The sequence below is a fragment of the Microbacterium helvum genome (genome assembly GCF_014779795.1).
Lineage (GTDB): Bacteria > Actinomycetota > Actinomycetes > Actinomycetales > Microbacteriaceae > Microbacterium > Microbacterium helvum.
Genome location: NZ_JACXZS010000001.1, coordinates 201746 through 216509 on the forward strand (window position 1 = coordinate 201746; position 14764 = coordinate 216509).

The following is a 14764-nucleotide window of genomic DNA, read 5'->3' on the forward strand; positions in this document are numbered from 1 at the left end:
CCATGGTGAGAATTCCCCATCTGCGTCGCGTCAGGCGCGCCGTCTCACGTCAGCAGGCCGCGCTCCATCGCGAGGGTCGCCGCGTGGGTGCGGTCGGCGGCCCCGAGCTTGTCGAACACCTTGAGCAGGTGCGTCTTGACGGTCGACTCGCCGATCCCGAGGCGCGCGGCGATCTGCTTGTTGCCGTGGCCCGTCGCGACCAGGCGCAGCACGTCGAGCTCGCGGGCGGTGAGCACCGTCTCGGGCTCGGGCCGCCGCATCCGCTCGACGAGGCGCACCGCGACCTGCGGCGACAGCGCGGACTGCCCCGCGGCGACCGAGCGGATGCCCGCGACGATCTCGGCCTGCGGGGCCGCTTTGAGCAGGTACCCCGCCGCGCCCGCCTCGATCGCGGCGAGGATCTGGTCGTCCGACTCGTACGTCGTGAGGATCAGCACGCGCGGGGGCGGATCGCCCGCCTCTCCGCGCGCGATCCGCGCCGTCGCGGTCACGCCGTCCACGAGCGGCATCCGCAGGTCCATCAGCACGACGTCCGGACGCGTCGCGGCGGCGAGGCGCACGGCTTCGTCTCCGTCGGATGCCTCGGCCACGACCTCGAAGCCGGGCTCGTCCGACAGCATCCCTGCGAGTCCCGCACGCACGACGGGGTGGTCGTCCGCGATCAGCAGGCGGATCATTCCGCGCTCCTCTCGGCGGGGACCGGAGCGGGCAGCCGCACGCGCAGCGTCGTGCCGGCGCCGAGCAGGGACGACACATCGAGATCGCCGCCGGCGAGGGCGACGCGGTCGCGCATGCCCTCCAGCCCGAATCCCGCCGCGGTCGCGGCGGGATCGAACCCGTGGCCGTCGTCGGCGACGGTGAGCGCTGCGCCGCCGTCGGCGTCGGACGCGATCCGCACCTCGACGCGCGATGCCGCCGCGTGCTGCGCCGCGTTCGACAGCGCCTCCTGCAGGCAGCGCAGCAGCACGACCTGCCCCTCGCGGTCGAGGGCGGGCTCGCCGTCGACGACCAGCACGATCCCTGCGGCGGCATGCGCACGGAACCGCTCGATCAGACGTTCCACGGCGGCGTCGAACGCCGGCTCGGCGGGAACCGCGGCGGTGCGGGCGACGAGCGCCCGCGCCTCGGCGAGCGCCTCGCGTGCCACCTGCTCGACCGTCGCGATCGTCGCGTCGGCGGCATCCCGCTGCCCGTTCCTCGACTGCCGACCTGCGCGCTCCGCGAAGATCACGAGGCCCGCCAGGGTCTGGGCGAGGGTGTCGTGGATGTCGCGGGCGAGCCGCTCGCGCTCGGCCGAGGCGCCGCGCTCGCGGCTCAGCGCCTCGATCTGGCCCTGCGCCGCGGTGAGCTCCGCGAGCAGGCGCGCCCGCTCGTCGCCCCACGCCGCGATGCGCGTGACCCACAGGCCGAGTGCCGCAGAGAGCGCGAGCGAGAAGACCGCCGTCGTGGCACCCGCGACCGCGGAGTCGGCGTTCGCGCCGTACCCGATCCACACGCCGGCGAACAGACCCGCGGCGATCACGGCCGAACCCCACAGACCGCGACGGCGGGAATCGCCGATGATCCACACGACGGGGTAGGCGAGCGTCTGCAGGATCGCGACGAACGGTGCGGCGCCGGCACCCACCCCGACGGCCACGGTCGCCACGGCGAGCATCGCCGGGTAGCGCCAGGCGTCGCGAGGCGGCTCCATCGCCGCGCGTCCGATCAGCAGGTAGCCGACGGCGAAGAGCGCGATCGCGCCGAGGGCGACCGCCATGCGCACCGCATCGACCGGCGGGAAGAACAGGGCGAGCGCGCCGGCGATCACGACCGACACCACCGTGACGACGACGTCCCATCCGCGCGTGCTCAGCATGAGTCTCCTGTGCGTCAGGCTACGCGCCGAGCCGCGTCCACCGGAACGTCGCCCGTGCCAGCACCGCGCCGACGACGAGCCACACCGCGAGCGCGATCGCGACGCCGGCGAGGTTCCACTGGCCGTTCTGCTCCAGCGCGGCGTAGGAGTCGGGCAGGAAGGCGGCGCGCATGCCCTGTGCCATCCACTTGAGCGGGAAGAGGCCGGCGACGTTCTGCAGCCACTCCGGCAGCTGCCAGAACGTCAGGTAGACGCCCGACACGAACTGCAGGATCAGCGCGATCGGCACCACCACCGCCGTGGCGCTCTTGGCGCTGCGCGGCAGCGACGAGAGGGCGACGCCCAGAAGCGCCGAGGTGGCGATGCCGAGGACGAACACCCACGCGAACGTCAGCCAGGCGACGGCGTCCGTCGGCAGCGCGACGCGCAGCACCGTGCCCGCGAACACCAGCAGCAGCGCGGTCTGGATGACGCCGGTCACCGCGACCTGCCCGAACTTGCCCGCGAAGTACCCGGCCGGCGAGAGCGGCGTTCCGCCGTAGCGCTTCAGCATGCCCTCCGAGCGCTCCACCGCGATATCGAGCGCGAGGTTCTGGAACCCCGACAGCAGCATGCCCGACGCCAGCATGCCGGGCAGGAACACGGCCGCGACCGAGAGTGGCGGCATCCCCGGTCCTGGTTCGACGTCGCCCGACGCGCCGAACGCGACGGCGAACAGGCCCAGCATGAACACCGGGAACAGGAACGTGAAGAACATCGTGTCGCCCGCGCGCACGTACTGCAGCAGCTCGAAACCGGCCTGACGGACACCGACGGCGAGGAGGCCGCGACGCGGAGCACGGGCGCGACGCGAGGGCGCCACGGCGGCGGCGGTGCTCATCGCACTGCTCCTTCCGTTTCCGTGACGACGGGGCTGGCGGCGATGTCGTCGGCAGCCTCGCCGGCCGCATCGCCCACGAGGTCGAGATAGATGTCCTCCAGGCGGGGCCTCACGATCTCGATCTCGTCGGGCGAACCGCCCAGGCGCTGCGCGACCGAGTCCGCGAGGGCGAACGGGTGGCGCGTGCGCTCCTCGCGCGTCCGGCCGCCCTCGTGCCACCGTACGATCGGCAGGTGCGCCTCGGGACCGCCGAAACCCGATACCGGGCCGATCGCCCTGAGCCGACCCGCGGCGATCACCGCGACCCGATCGGCGAGCTGTGCGGCCTCGTCGAGCTGGTGAGTGGTGAGAAGGATCGTGGTGCCGCAGTCCTTCAGGCACCGGATGAGGTCCCAGAACTCCCGTCGCGCGTGCGGGTCGAACCCGGTGGTGGGCTCGTCGAGGAACAGCAGCTCGGGTTGCCCGACGATGCCGAGGGCGACGTCGACCCGCCGCTGCAGGCCGCCCGACAGCTTCGCCATCCGCCGACGCGCGTGCGGGGCGAGGCCGACCGCGGCGATCAGCTCGTCAGCGTCGCGCGGATGCGGGAAGAGGCCGGCGAACTGCCTGATCAGTTCGCGCACCGTGAGCGGACCGGTGCGACCCGTCGACTGGGCCACGACGCCGACACGCCCTCGAAGGGCGGTGTCGGCCGTCTCGGGGTCGGCGCCGAGCACCTCGACAGTCCCCCCGGTGCGTCGCCGGAACCCCGCGAGGATCTCGACCGTCGTGGACTTGCCCGCCCCGTTGGGCCCGAGCAGGGCCAGCGTCTCGCCGCGGGCGATGTCGAACGACACTCCGTCCACGACCGTCCGGTCGCCATACGTCTTGTGCAGGCCCTCGACCCGCACCGCTTGTGTGTCCATGCCTCCAGCGTCGCGAGGGAGGGATTCCGCTCCCAGCCGTCATCCGCAGGACCGGGCATCCCCCATCCGGTGGATGCGGCATCCACCTCTTCGAACGTTCCTGGGGATAAGGACATGCGAACCGTCCTTATCCCCAGGAACGACCGACACTCATCGGTCCAGAGAATCCGGATCGGCGCCTGACCCGCGCCCGCGCGCCGACTACGCTCGAGGCGTGACCGAACGCGCACCGCTCTCCCGCAAGCCCAAGCTTTCCGACAAGCTCAGTGCCATCGCCGAGTCCGCGACCCTGAAGGTCGATGCCAAGGCGAAGGCGCTGCAGGCCGCCGGCCGCCCCGTCATCTCGTATGCCGCCGGCGAGCCCGACTTCGCAACGCCCCAGTTCATCGTGGATGCCGCCGCCGAGGCGCTGCAGAACCCGGCGAACTTCCGCTACACCCCCGCCGCGGGCCTTCCCGCGCTGCGCGAGGCGATCGCGGCCAAGACGCTGCGCGACTCGGGGCTGGAGATCGACCCCTCGCAGGTCATCGTCACCAACGGCGGCAAGCAGGCCGTGTACCAGGCCTTCCAGACCGTGGTGAACCCGGGTGACGAGGTGCTGCTGCCTGCGCCGTACTGGACGACCTACCCCGAGGCGATCGCGCTGGCCGACGGCACGCCCGTCGAGGTCTTCGCCGGCGCCGACCAGGACTACAAGGTCACCGTCGAGCAGCTCGAGGCCGCCCGCACCGACCGCACGGTCGCCCTCGTGTTCGTCTCGCCTTCGAACCCGACGGGCTCCGTCTACACGCTCGAGGAGACCAAGGCGATCGGCGAGTGGGCCGTCGAGCACGGCATCTGGATCATCTCGGACGAGATCTACCAGAACCTCGTCTACGAAGGGACCAAGGCCGTCTCGATCGTCGAGGCCGTGCCTGCCGCGGCCGACCAGACCATCCTCGTCAACGGCGTCGCGAAGACCTACGCGATGACCGGCTGGCGCCTGGGCTGGATGCTCGGCCCCAAGGACGCCATCAAGATCGCCGGCAACCTGCAGTCGCACCTGTGCTCGAACGTCAACAACATCGCGCAGCGCGCGGCGCTCGCGGCGCTCACCGGCCCGCAGGACGAGGTCGAGCAGATGCGCCAGGCCTTCGACCGCCGCCGTCGCACGATCGTCGCCGAGCTGTCGAAGATCGACGGCGTCGAGGTGCCCACGCCGCTCGGCGCGTTCTATGCGTACCCCGACGTGCGCGGCCTGCTCGGCCGGGAGTGGGCGGGCGTCACCCCGACGACCTCGCTCGAGCTCGCCGACCTGATCCTCGAGAAGGCCGAGGTCGCGGTCGTCCCGGGCGAGGCCTTCGGCCCGTCCGGCTACCTGCGCCTGTCGTACGCCCTCGGCGACGACGCGCTCCTGGAGGGCGTGCAGCGCCTGCAGCGCCTGTTCGCCTCCTGACGCGCGACCCTTTCGGAACGTGGATGCCTCGGCCCGAGGCATCCACGTCTCTCTTTGTGCGGGGACTACAGCTCGACGTTCACCAGGACGGGCTCGGGCTGCAGGATCAGACCGAACTCGGACTGCACGCGCCCCTGGATGAACCGGGCGAGCTCGGCGAGCTCGGCGGCGGTGGCGTTGCCGCGGTTGGTGAGCGCCAGCGCGTGCTTCGTCGACAGACCGGCCCGCGACCGCGGCAGCTTGAAGCCCTTGCGGACGCCGGCGTGCTCGATGAGCCAGCCGGCGCTGACCTTGACGTCGGACTCGACGGGCTGGGGCGCGGGCACGTAGCCGTCGAAGCTCTCCAGGGGGATCACGAGCACCGGGTCGAGATCGGGGTGCACCGGCCAGCGCGGGCATTCGTCCGGCAGCGTGCGGGCGAAGGATGCCGACACGACGGCGTTCTGGAAGAACGATCCGGCGCTGTACGTGTCGGGGTCGTCCGCGTCGAGCACCATGCCCTTGCTGCGGCGGGTCTCGAGGATGCGGTCACGCACCCACGCGAGGGTGACCTCGTCGTCGGGTCCGAGCCGCAGCGCCGTGCGCAGCTGGTCGCCCGCGATGCGGCGGGCACCCGACCCTACCTCGGGCAGGTCGAGCGTGACCGAGAGGATCACCGCACGCCGCGCCGGCACCGAGCCGTAGTGCTGCTTGAGCACAGAGGTGCGGAACCCCAGGCCGAGCTCGGGCGCCGGCACCCGCGACACGTCGCCGGTGGACTCGTCGAGCAGCTCCACTTCGCTGAGCGTCTGCACGATCTCCTGGCCGTACGCGCCGATGTTCTGCACCGGCGCGGCACCCACGGTCCCGGGGATTCCCGACATCGCCTCGATGCCGCCGAGTCCCTCCGCGACCGCGTACGCGACGACCGCGTCCCAGTCGTGGCCGGCCTGCACGCGGAGGCGGGCACGGCCGGGGATGGGCGACGGCATCCGTTCGATGCCGTTCGTGAGCACCCGCACGACGGTCCCCTCGAACGGGTCGTCGCCGACGAAGAGGTTGGAGCCGCCACCGAGCACGAGCCACTCGTCGCCGGACGCCCACACGTCACGCAGGGCGGCGACGAGCTCGTCGGTCGTGTGCGCGTCGATCATGCGCTCGGGCACGCCGCCGGTGCGCAGCGTCGTGAGCCGCGACAGCGGGATGGGTTCAACGTCGGGCATGCGTCAGCTGGTCCGGACGCGCACCTGCGCCTTGACGAGCACCGTCGTGCCGTCGAACGACACGGTGAGGTCGATGCGCGCGGAGTCGTCGTCGACGGCGCCGACCTTGGCCACGACCGTGACGTCAGCACCCGTCTCGGGGTCGACGACGACGGGCTTGGTGAATCGCACCCCGTAGTCGAGGATGCGGCCGCTGTCGCCCTCGCCCCAGGAACGCAGCCAGGGCTCGATCGTCCCGATCGCGAGGCCCATCGTGAGCATGCCGTGCGCCAGCACACCGGGAAGACCCACGGCGGCGGCGACGTCGTCACGGTAGTGGATCGGATTGAAGTCGCCGGACGCCCCGGCATAGCGCACCAGGGACTCTCGGGTGAGGTGGACGGTGCGCTCGGCGACGACGTCGCCCACGGTCAGGCCGCTCATGCCTCGCCCTCCCCCACGAGCAGCACCGACGTCGTGGTGACGACGTGGTCTCCGGCGGCGTCGGTGATCTCGGACTCGCTCGTCACCATCGCAGCGGCGCCCATGGCGCGGATGCCGGTCACCGACAGCTTCGCCGTGAGTTCGTCGCCCGCGACGATCGGCCGCGAGTAGCGGAACTTCTGCTCGGCGTGCAGCACGTTCTTGAGCACGATGCCGGAGTCGGGCTCCGACAGCAGCTGCTGCAGCGTGGCATCCGTCACGACGATCGCGAACGTCGGCGGCGCGACCACGTCGGCATAGCCGAGAGCCTGGGCGGCGGTGAGGTCGGTGTGCTGCGGGTCATCGGCGAAGACGGCGCGCGCGAACTCGCGCACCTTCTCACGACCCACGAGGTAGGGGGTCGTCGGCGGGAAGTCGCGGCCGACGAGCTCGGGGTTCACTGGCACCCTGCCATCCTACCGAGCGCCCGCGCCGCCCCTCCGGCGAGGTTCAGGCCGGGCGACGGCGTCCTCGCCAGGCGCGCAGCCCCATCTGCACCGCGATGAACGCCAGGTACAGCGCGAACAGCACGTTGCCGACGAACGGGTCGATGAGCGTCGCGATCCAGGCGCCGAGCGCGGTCGTGGTGCAGGCCGCGACACCGACGACGGCCGCGGCCACGAGGTCGACGTTGCCGCGGCGGATGTTGCCGACCGTGCCCGAGATCGCCGCCGGGATCATCATGAGCAGCGATGTGCCCTTGGCGACGAGGTCACTGGTGCCGAACAGCACCATGAGCACCGGAACCACGATGATCCCGCCGCCGACGCCGATGAGACCCGAGAGGATGCCGGTCCCCACACCCACCACGACCAGGGCGAGTCCGCTCCACCACGTGAGGATCAGCTCGGCGTCGCGCGACGGGATGACGAGGAACAGGCTCACGATCACCGCGGCGAGGAACCCGACGAACGCCCACCTCAGCACGGTGAGCGACAGGCGCGGCAGCAGCCACGTCCCGATCTGCGCGCCGACGACCGCGCCGGCGGCGAGCAGCAGGGCGGGGATCCACGCGACCGACCCGGTCACCGCGTACGAGATCACCCCGACCGTCGCGGTCGGCACGATCGCCGCGAGAGAGGTTCCCGCCGCGAGCCTCTGATCGAAGTGCAGGAACAGCACGAGGAAGGGCACGATCACGGTGCCGCCGCCGACGCCGAACAGGCCCGACAGCACGCCCGCGACCAGGCCGATCCCGACGCAGGTCAGGAAGAAGCGCGCGTCACGTGGGCGGCGCTGCGTGCCGGAAGCGCTCATTCGTCTTCGTACGAGAGGTAGTCGATCGCCCAGGCGCCGTCGGACTCCACCACCGTGTAGTGCACGACCGCCGCGCCCTGCGACGGATCGGCGGGCTCGCCGTTCTCATCGACGAGGAGCGTGTACGTCTCGTTCGTCGTGATCTCGATGCCCTCGTCGGTCGTGTCGATCGCGGTGACGGCGAGCGTGTAATCGTCGAACGTGTCGTCGAAGGCGGCGGCGTCGCTCTGGAACCCTTCGCAGTCCGTGTAGTCACTGAGCTCGCGGAACTCCTCGGTCGTGGCCGAGACGAGCTCGTCGCAGTCGCCGGTCTGCCACGCGTGGTCGTACGTCTGGACCGCGGTGACGGCGGCCTTCTCGTCGTCCGTCTGTGCGCCGCCCGGCGCCGAGAGGTTGAGGATCAGCAGCGGCACGAGCACCGCCACGGCGATGACGATGCCGAGCAGCACGACACCGAGCACGACCCACACGATCCAGAGCTTCGACCTGCGCGGCTCGGTGGCAGCGGTGAACGCACCGCCCGCCGGCGCGCCCGGGTAGACCGCCGGAGCATACGCCGGCTCGGCGACCGGCTGGGCGGCGACGATCTGGGCCTCGGTCGGGGCCGGCGACGGCTCCGGATCGGGCTGCGCGACGTGCTCGGTCCACTGGGCGCCGTCCCACCAGCGCAGCGCGCCGTGTCCGTCGTCGTACCAGCCGGGAGGAGTCGTCGTCATCCTCAAACCCTATCCCCGCAGGTGGACGGGAATGGATGCCGCAAGCCGCGGCCCGGGGAGCGCCCGGGCCGCGGCATCCATCGCTCCGATCAGCGGTCGAGCACTGCCCGGACGCTCGCCTCCGGCGTCAGGTCCAGGCGGCGCAGCAGCTGCGCGTTGAGCGCGACCACGACCGTCGACAGCGACATCAGGATGGCGCCGACCGACATCGGCAGGACGAACCCGATCGGCGCGAGCACGCCCGCGGCGAGGGGGACCGAGATGAGGTTGTAGCCGGCGGCCCACCACAGGTTCTGCGTCATCTTGCGGTAGCTCGCGCGCGACAGCTCGATGACCGACAGCACCGACCGCGGGTCGCTCGAGGCGAGGATCACCCCGGCCGAGCCGATGGCGACGTCGGTGCCGGCGCCGATCGCGATGCCGACGTCCGCACGGGCGAGCGCGGGGGCGTCGTTCACGCCGTCGCCGACCATCGCGACCTTCAGCCCCTCGGCCTGCAGCGCGGCGACCTTGGCCGCCTTGTCTTCGGGACGCACGCCGGCGAACACCCGGTCGATGCCGAGCGCGGCGGCGACGGAGCGGGCGACGGGCTCGGCATCACCCGTGATCATGACGACCTCGACGCCGAGCCTGTGCAGCGCGTCGACGGCCTCGCGGGACTCGGGGCGGATCTCGTCGGCGAGCGCGAGACCGCCGATCACCTGCCCGTCGCGCACGACGTGGAGCACGATCGATCCCTGCTCGCGCCAGGCCCCGGACTCGACGACGTCCGCGCCGCCGACCTCTTCGAGCAGACGCGGTCCGCCGACGCGGATCACGGCGCCCGAGACGGTCGCCGTCACGCCCACCGCGGGCGAGGACTGGAATCCGGTCGCGGGGGCGATCGAGAGGCCGCGCTCCTGTGCCGCCCGCACGATCGCACGAGCCAGCGGGTGCTCGCTGTCGGCTTCGGCGGATGCCGCCAGCGCGAGGATCTGGTGGGCGTCCAGGTCCGCGACGGCAGCGATGTCGACGACGGTCGGCTCGCCCTTGGTGAGCGTGCCGGTCTTGTCGAAGAGCACGGCGCCGATCGTGCGCATGCTCTCCAGCGCGAGGCGATCCTTGACGAGCACGCCGCCGCGCGCCGCACGCTCGGTCGCGATCGAGACGACCAGCGGGATCGCGAGGCCCAGCGCGTGGGGGCAGGCGATCACGAGCACCGTGATCGTCCGGATGACCGCTTCGTCCGGCATCCCGATCGCCGACCACACGACCGCCGTGACCGCGGCCGCGCCCAGCGCGAACCAGAACAGCCAGCCGGCGGCGCGATCCGCCAGGCGCTGCGCGCGGGACGTCGAGCTCTGCGCGTCGGCGACGAGGCGACGGATGCCGGCGAGCGTGGTGTCGTCGCCGGTCGCGGTGACCTGCACGCGCAGGCCGGAATCGGTCGCTACCGTGCCCGCGGTGACCTGGTCACCCACGGCGCGGGTGACGGGGCGCGACTCGCCGGTCACCATCGACTCGTCCATGTCGGCGCCGCCGTCGACGATGCGACCGTCTGCGGGCACGCTGCCGCCGGGGCGGACGACGACCACGTCGCCGACGCGCAGGTCGGACGGACTCACCGTCTCCACGCCGGCTGACGTCACCCGCTCGGCCTCGTCAGGCAGCAGCGCGGCCAGCGAGTCCAGCGCGGAGGTGGTCTGCGCCAGCGACCGCATCTCGATCCAGTGGCCGAGCAGCATGATGACGATCAGCAGCGCCAGCTCCCACCAGAACTCCAGCTCGTGGTGCAGCAGGCCCAGGCTCGCACCCCACGAGGCGAAGAACGCCACCGTGATCGCGAGGCCGATGAGCAGCATCATGCCGGGCTTGCGGGAGCGCAGCTCCGAGACGGCACCGGTGAGGAACGGCCAGCCGCCCCAGAAGTACATGACCGTGCCGATGACCGGCGCGACCCACGGCACCCACGGCAGATCGGGGAGCGTGTAGCCCAGCACCATCGCGAACATGCCCGAGAACGCGACGACGGGCACTGCAAGGATGAGGTTGATCCAGAACAGCCGGCGGAACCGGGCGACGTGATCGGCGCCGTGGCCGGCGTGGCCCGCATGGCCGGCGTGGCCGGCGTGCTCGGTTCCCCGAGCGGCATGCGAGGCGTGCGGGCCGTGCGCCGACGCCTCGTCGTGGGCGGAATGGTCGTGGGCGGAGTGGTCGTGGGCGGAGTGGTCGTGCTCGCTGTGGCCGGCCGGATGCGCGTGCGCGGCGTGATCGTGGCCCGCGTGCTCATGGCCGGCGTGCGTCGCGGTCGACGGGCGGGCGCCTGCGCCATGGTCGTGGTGGTCGGGGTGCGGGTCGGTCACAATGGCTCCTCGTCGACGGTACGTTCTCCGTTATACCCCCTAGGGGTATCAGGGTCAATGCGCATTCGGGGCGTCGTATTCCCGCTCGGAGCCCCTCTTCCCCGATGTCGGAGGCCCGCGCCACACTGGCGTCATCCCGACACGTCGAAGGAGCCGAAATGGACATCATCCTGGTCGCGGGTCTCTGGATGGGCGGATGGGCGTGGTACGAGGTCGCGCCCGCCCTCGAGGCCGCGGGGCATCGCCCGGTCCCCGTGACGCTCCCGGGGATGGGATCGGTGGATGCCGATCGCTCGACGATCTCGCTGGCCGACCATGTGGCCGCCGTCGTCGAGGCGATCGATTCCGCACCCGGCGAGCAGGTCGTGCTGGTCGGACACTCCGCGGCCGCCGGCATCGTCTATGCGGCCGCCGACGCCCGGCCCGACCGGGTCGCGCGGCTGATCCTGGTGGGGGGCTTTCCGACGGCCGACGGCGACCCGCTGCTGCGCGGTTACGAGCCGGTCGGCGCCGAGCTGCCGCTTCCCGACTGGAGCGAGTTCGACGACGCGGATCTGCGCGACCTCGGCGAGGGGGGAATGGCGGCATTCGGCGCGTACGCCGTGCCGTCGCCCGCGGGCGTGGTCACCGGCATCCAGCAGCTCCGCGATGAGAGAAGGCTCGACATCCCGGTCACCGCGGTGTCGACGGAGTACTCCAGCGACGATCTGCGCGAGTGGATCGCCGCGGGCGAGGCGCCCGTGCAGGAGTTCACGCGCCTGCGCGACGTCACCTACGTCGACCTGCCCACGGGGCACTGGCCGATGCTCACGCGCCCGCAGCAGCTCGCCCGCATCATCGTGGCACAGCCTCCGATCGGGGACGGCACGATCGCGCCCGAGATCGAGATCATCAGCTCGAAGGCGTTCCATGCGGCCGAGGGTGTCGAGGACTGGCGCGTGCTCTACGGCGGCGCCCACGCGTTCTTCCGCACCGAGTCCCTCGGCGACGGCGCACGGCTGGTGGCCGAGGTCGTCGCCATCGCCGAGGAGCAGGGACACTTCCCCGACGTCGACCTGCGCCCTGAGGGCGTGTTCGTCAAGACGTTCAGCCACCGGAGCGGATCACTGAGCGCAGCCGATGCGCGGCTCGCCGCGGCGGTCTCGGCTGCCGCGCGACGGCTCGGCCTCGAACCCGACCCCTCGGTGCTGCGGGTGCTGGGGATCGCCGTGGTGCAAGGCCCCGACGCCCACGTGCGCCCGTTCTGGACCGCTGCGCTGGGGTACGAGCCGATGGGCGCCGACGACGCCGTCGATCCGCTGCGCCGCAGTCCTCATCTGTGGTTCCAGACGATGGAGCCGCCGAAGTCCGGCCGAGGCCGCACGCACATCGACGTGTCGGTGCCCCGCGACCGCGTCGACGCCTACGTCGCGGCTGCGCTCGAGGCCGGCGGGCGCCTCGCCGACGACTCGCACGCGCCCGAGTGGTGGACGCTCGCGTCGCCCGACAACCACGGCGTCGACCTCGCCGCGTGGAGCGACGACACAGATCAGGCGTACTGATGCCGGGTCAGCGCACCATGCGGGCGTCGGTGATGGACGGCGCGCCCTCGTCGACCACCTCGACACCGTCGAACTCGAAGCCGTTGCGCCGGTAGAACGCGATGGCCCGCGGGTTCTGCTTCGCCACCCACAGCATGGCGGGGCCGTCCCCGAGCACGCCGTCGATGAGCGCCTGCCCTGCTCCCCCGCCGTGCGCGGCGGCCGCGAGGTACAGCATGTACAGGTGGCGGTCGCGCGGCGCCTCGTCGGCGAACGGCCCGATCGGACGCCCCGACACCGCGAATCCGATGATGTGCCCGTCCTCTTCCGCGACGCGGACGATCACGTCGTCTCGCGGCGCTTCGACCAACCGGGTCCACATCCGGCGGCGCCCGTCGAGGAACGCCTCGTCGAAGAACCCGTCGGGAAGCAGCTCGGTGTACGTCTCCTGCCACGTCGACACGTGCAGCGCCGCGAGCTCCTCGACGTCCGCGGGCGCCGGACCGCGCAGGGTGAAGGTCATCCCGTCATCCTGCCAGCCGCCGAGGCATGTCACTGCGGCATGTCGAAGGCGGCCAGGAACCGATCCCTGACGGCATCCATCCGCCACACCGGCGCCGCATCGCCGGGGCGCAGCCCGCTCTGCCACCCCCAGTCCCCGATCGCGGCGGCCACGGCCGGGTCGCGGGCGATGAGTGTGACGGGCACGTCTCGCGACGCCGACTCTCCGCTCACGATGGACGCCGGCTGGTGGTCGCCGAGCACGAGCACGACGAGGTCAGGATCGTCGATGTTCCCCAGGAACGACAGCAGCGCGCCGAGCGAATACTGCACGGAGAGTCCGTAGTACTTCTGCACCGCGCGCGGACTCTGCCAGACATCGCTCGCCGAGTCGCTCCGCGCGGGCTGGCCGTCGAAGACCGAGCCGTCGCCGAGTTCGTCCCACGACACGAGCTGCGGCAGCGGCGCCCACGGCGTGTGCGACGACACCAGGTCGATCTCTGCCATCACCGGGTCATGCGGACCGGCGAGCTCGGTGTCGGCGAAGTGCTTGAGCGTGTACTGGTCGGGCACGCGCGCGTACCCGAACTTCGGGCCGCGGTAGCCGACATCGTCGGCGCCGAGAAGAGTGTCGTAGCCGTAGAACGAGGTGCCGACGTCCCACTCTCGGATGTTCGAGGGCACGTCGGCCACGGTGCGCCACCCGGCGCGGCCGAAGGCCCCGGTCAGTGTGAGCCGATCGCTGTCGACGAGCTGCTCGTAGTCCGCCTGGGTGTCGATCCAGACGCCGCTCTGCAGCGTCGAGTGCGCGAGCCAGCTGCGTCCTCCGAAGGTCGGCGAGGTCAGCCACGCGCTGCGGGCGATGTAGCCGTCCGCCGCGAGCTGAGCGTCGCCGCCCTGCAGCACGTCGATCACGCCCGGCGAGACGGCAGGATCCTCCAGCGCGACGCGCCCGTAGCTCTCGACGAACACGATGAGCACGTCCTTGCCGCGCAGCGCGGTGAGCAGCCGGTGCGCCGGCACTCCGGCGAACGGGTCGCCGGCGATGTCACGCGCGACCGCGGCCTGCTGCTCGAGCGCCGACACCGTGCGCGTGACCGCCGTGCCGACGGAACCGACGGAGGCCGCCGCCGCGACGGGGTCCGTCGTCCGCAGCGGCGGCGCCACCGCGGCGGCGGCGATCCACACGCCGGCCACCGCGGCGAGCGCCACCCGTCCGTCGGCACGCCGCCGCACGAGACCGCCGATCCGCAGCGCGGCCCAGGCGAGCCCGACGACGCAGGCCCCGATCACCGCCACGACCCCCGCGGCCATGAGATTCGCAAGACCGGGGCCGGCGGCATCCACCACCACGCCGTAGGCGTCGCCGAGCTGCGGCCAGTCCAGCGGGATGAAGTGGATGCCGAGCACGGACTGGTAGCCGCGGTCGATGCCCGCGAGCACCAGAGCGAGGGTGACGAACGCCCCGAACACCGCGGCGAGCGCGACCCGCACCGGACGCCACGGCACGATCGCGAGCAGCAGGACGGCCGCGAGCGACTCGACCGGGATCCGTACGCCGCCGGCCCCGTCCGCCGCGGCGAGCGGTCCGGGTATGAGCGGCACCACGACCAGCACGGCGATCGCGGCGGCGGTGGTCGCGATCGCCGACGGCCGCCGACGGCTCGAGGGCGGGAGGCCGGTCAT

Annotated in this window: 14 protein-coding genes; 2 read left to right on the plus strand and 12 right to left on the minus strand. The window is 72.1% G+C overall.

The features are described 5' to 3' along the window. Window positions 1-44: 44 nt before the first annotated feature. The 4 genes from IF188_RS00965 to IF188_RS00980 are packed head-to-tail and all read right to left on the minus strand — an operon-like array spanning window position 45 to window position 3643. Window positions 45-677 carry a response regulator gene (locus IF188_RS00965; RefSeq protein ID WP_191169914.1) on the minus strand — a complete coding sequence of 211 codons (633 nt, stop codon included), beginning with the start codon at window positions 675-677 and terminating at the stop codon, window positions 45-47. After that, window positions 674-1858, minus strand: a complete 1185-nt coding sequence (locus IF188_RS00970; protein WP_191169915.1) for a sensor histidine kinase — start codon at window positions 1856-1858, stop codon at window positions 674-676. The genes IF188_RS00965 and IF188_RS00970 overlap by 4 nt, the downstream gene beginning before the upstream one ends. A gap of 19 nt (window positions 1859-1877) precedes the next feature. Further along, window positions 1878-2738 carry an ABC transporter permease gene (locus tag IF188_RS00975; protein WP_191169916.1) on the minus strand — a complete coding sequence of 287 codons (861 nt, stop codon included), beginning with the start codon at window positions 2736-2738 and terminating at the stop codon, window positions 1878-1880. Beyond that, window positions 2735-3643 (minus strand): ABC transporter ATP-binding protein, encoded by a 909-nt coding sequence (locus IF188_RS00980; RefSeq protein ID WP_191169917.1) that lies wholly within the window; start codon window positions 3641-3643, stop codon window positions 2735-2737. Before IF188_RS00980 ends, IF188_RS00975 begins: the two co-directional genes overlap by 4 nt. A 214-nt stretch (window positions 3644-3857) precedes the next feature. Here IF188_RS00980 and IF188_RS00985 point away from each other — a divergent pair, with 214 nt between their 5' ends. Next, window positions 3858-5078, plus strand: a complete 1221-nt coding sequence (locus IF188_RS00985) for a pyridoxal phosphate-dependent aminotransferase (protein WP_191169918.1) — start codon at window positions 3858-3860, stop codon at window positions 5076-5078. A 65-nt stretch (window positions 5079-5143) separates the two neighbouring features. Here IF188_RS00985 and IF188_RS00990 read toward each other — a convergent pair whose 3' ends face one another. The 6 genes from IF188_RS00990 to IF188_RS01015 form a co-directional block, all read right to left on the minus strand. Continuing rightward, a complete protein-coding gene (locus IF188_RS00990; protein ID WP_191169919.1) occupies window positions 5144-6280 on the minus strand; it encodes a UDP-N-acetylmuramate dehydrogenase in 1137 nt (378 codons plus the stop codon). A gap of 3 nt (window positions 6281-6283) precedes the next feature. Beyond that, window positions 6284-6703, minus strand: a complete 420-nt coding sequence (locus tag IF188_RS00995) for a MaoC/PaaZ C-terminal domain-containing protein (protein ID WP_191169920.1) — start codon at window positions 6701-6703, stop codon at window positions 6284-6286. Further along, a complete protein-coding gene (locus IF188_RS01000) occupies window positions 6700-7149 on the minus strand; it encodes an FAS1-like dehydratase domain-containing protein (RefSeq protein ID WP_191169921.1) in 450 nt (149 codons plus the stop codon). The genes IF188_RS00995 and IF188_RS01000 overlap by 4 nt, the downstream gene beginning before the upstream one ends. Before the next feature lie 43 nt (window positions 7150-7192). Beyond that, window positions 7193-7999 (minus strand): sulfite exporter TauE/SafE family protein, encoded by an 807-nt coding sequence (locus tag IF188_RS01005; RefSeq protein WP_191169922.1) that lies wholly within the window; start codon window positions 7997-7999, stop codon window positions 7193-7195. Continuing rightward, window positions 7996-8715 (minus strand): DUF2510 domain-containing protein, encoded by a 720-nt coding sequence (locus tag IF188_RS01010; RefSeq protein ID WP_191169923.1) that lies wholly within the window; start codon window positions 8713-8715, stop codon window positions 7996-7998. Before IF188_RS01010 ends, IF188_RS01005 begins: the two co-directional genes overlap by 4 nt. Window positions 8716-8804: 89 nt before the next feature. Next, window positions 8805-11057, minus strand: a complete 2253-nt coding sequence (locus IF188_RS01015; protein ID WP_318152693.1) for a heavy metal translocating P-type ATPase — start codon at window positions 11055-11057, stop codon at window positions 8805-8807. Between the two features lie 158 nt (window positions 11058-11215). On the opposite strand from IF188_RS01015, the gene IF188_RS20445 reads away from it, so the two are divergent. Continuing rightward, complete coding sequence (locus IF188_RS20445; RefSeq protein ID WP_318152694.1) at window positions 11216-12598, plus strand: alpha/beta fold hydrolase; 1383 nt, start codon at window positions 11216-11218, stop codon at window positions 12596-12598. 7 nt (window positions 12599-12605) lie between these two features. Here IF188_RS20445 and IF188_RS01025 read toward each other — a convergent pair whose 3' ends face one another. Next, on the minus strand, window positions 12606-13100 hold the full coding sequence (locus IF188_RS01025) for a GNAT family N-acetyltransferase (protein ID WP_191169924.1): 495 nt from the start codon (window positions 13098-13100) through the stop codon (window positions 12606-12608). A gap of 29 nt (window positions 13101-13129) precedes the next feature. After that, window positions 13130-14764: a hypothetical protein gene (locus IF188_RS01030; protein ID WP_191169925.1), complete on the minus strand. Its 1635-nt coding sequence runs from the start codon at window positions 14762-14764 to the stop codon at window positions 13130-13132.

Bases quoted from the DNA above. Each gene is read 5' to 3' on its own strand.
- IF188_RS01025 (WP_191169924.1), bottom strand. From the start codon at position 13,100: ATGACCTTCACCCTGCGCGGTCCGGCGCCCGCGGACGTCGAGGAGCTC.
- IF188_RS01030 (WP_191169925.1), bottom strand. From the start codon at position 14,764: ATGACCGGCCTCCCGCCCTCGAGCCGTCGGCGGCCGTCGGCGATCGCG.
- IF188_RS00965 (WP_191169914.1), bottom strand. From the start codon at position 677: ATGATCCGCCTGCTGATCGCGGACGACCACCCCGTCGTGCGTGCGGGA.
- IF188_RS00970 (WP_191169915.1), bottom strand. From the start codon at position 1,858: ATGCTGAGCACGCGCGGATGGGACGTCGTCGTCACGGTGGTGTCGGTC.
- IF188_RS00995 (WP_191169920.1), bottom strand. From the start codon at position 6,703: ATGAGCGGCCTGACCGTGGGCGACGTCGTCGCCGAGCGCACCGTCCAC.
- IF188_RS00990 (WP_191169919.1), bottom strand. From the start codon at position 6,280: ATGCCCGACGTTGAACCCATCCCGCTGTCGCGGCTCACGACGCTGCGC.
- IF188_RS01005 (WP_191169922.1), bottom strand. From the start codon at position 7,999: ATGAGCGCTTCCGGCACGCAGCGCCGCCCACGTGACGCGCGCTTCTTC.
- IF188_RS00980 (WP_191169917.1), bottom strand. From the start codon at position 3,643: ATGGACACACAAGCGGTGCGGGTCGAGGGCCTGCACAAGACGTATGGC.
- IF188_RS00975 (WP_191169916.1), bottom strand. From the start codon at position 2,738: ATGAGCACCGCCGCCGCCGTGGCGCCCTCGCGTCGCGCCCGTGCTCCG.
- IF188_RS01010 (WP_191169923.1), bottom strand. From the start codon at position 8,715: ATGACGACGACTCCTCCCGGCTGGTACGACGACGGACACGGCGCGCTG.
- IF188_RS20445 (WP_318152694.1), top strand. From the start codon at position 11,216: ATGGACATCATCCTGGTCGCGGGTCTCTGGATGGGCGGATGGGCGTGG.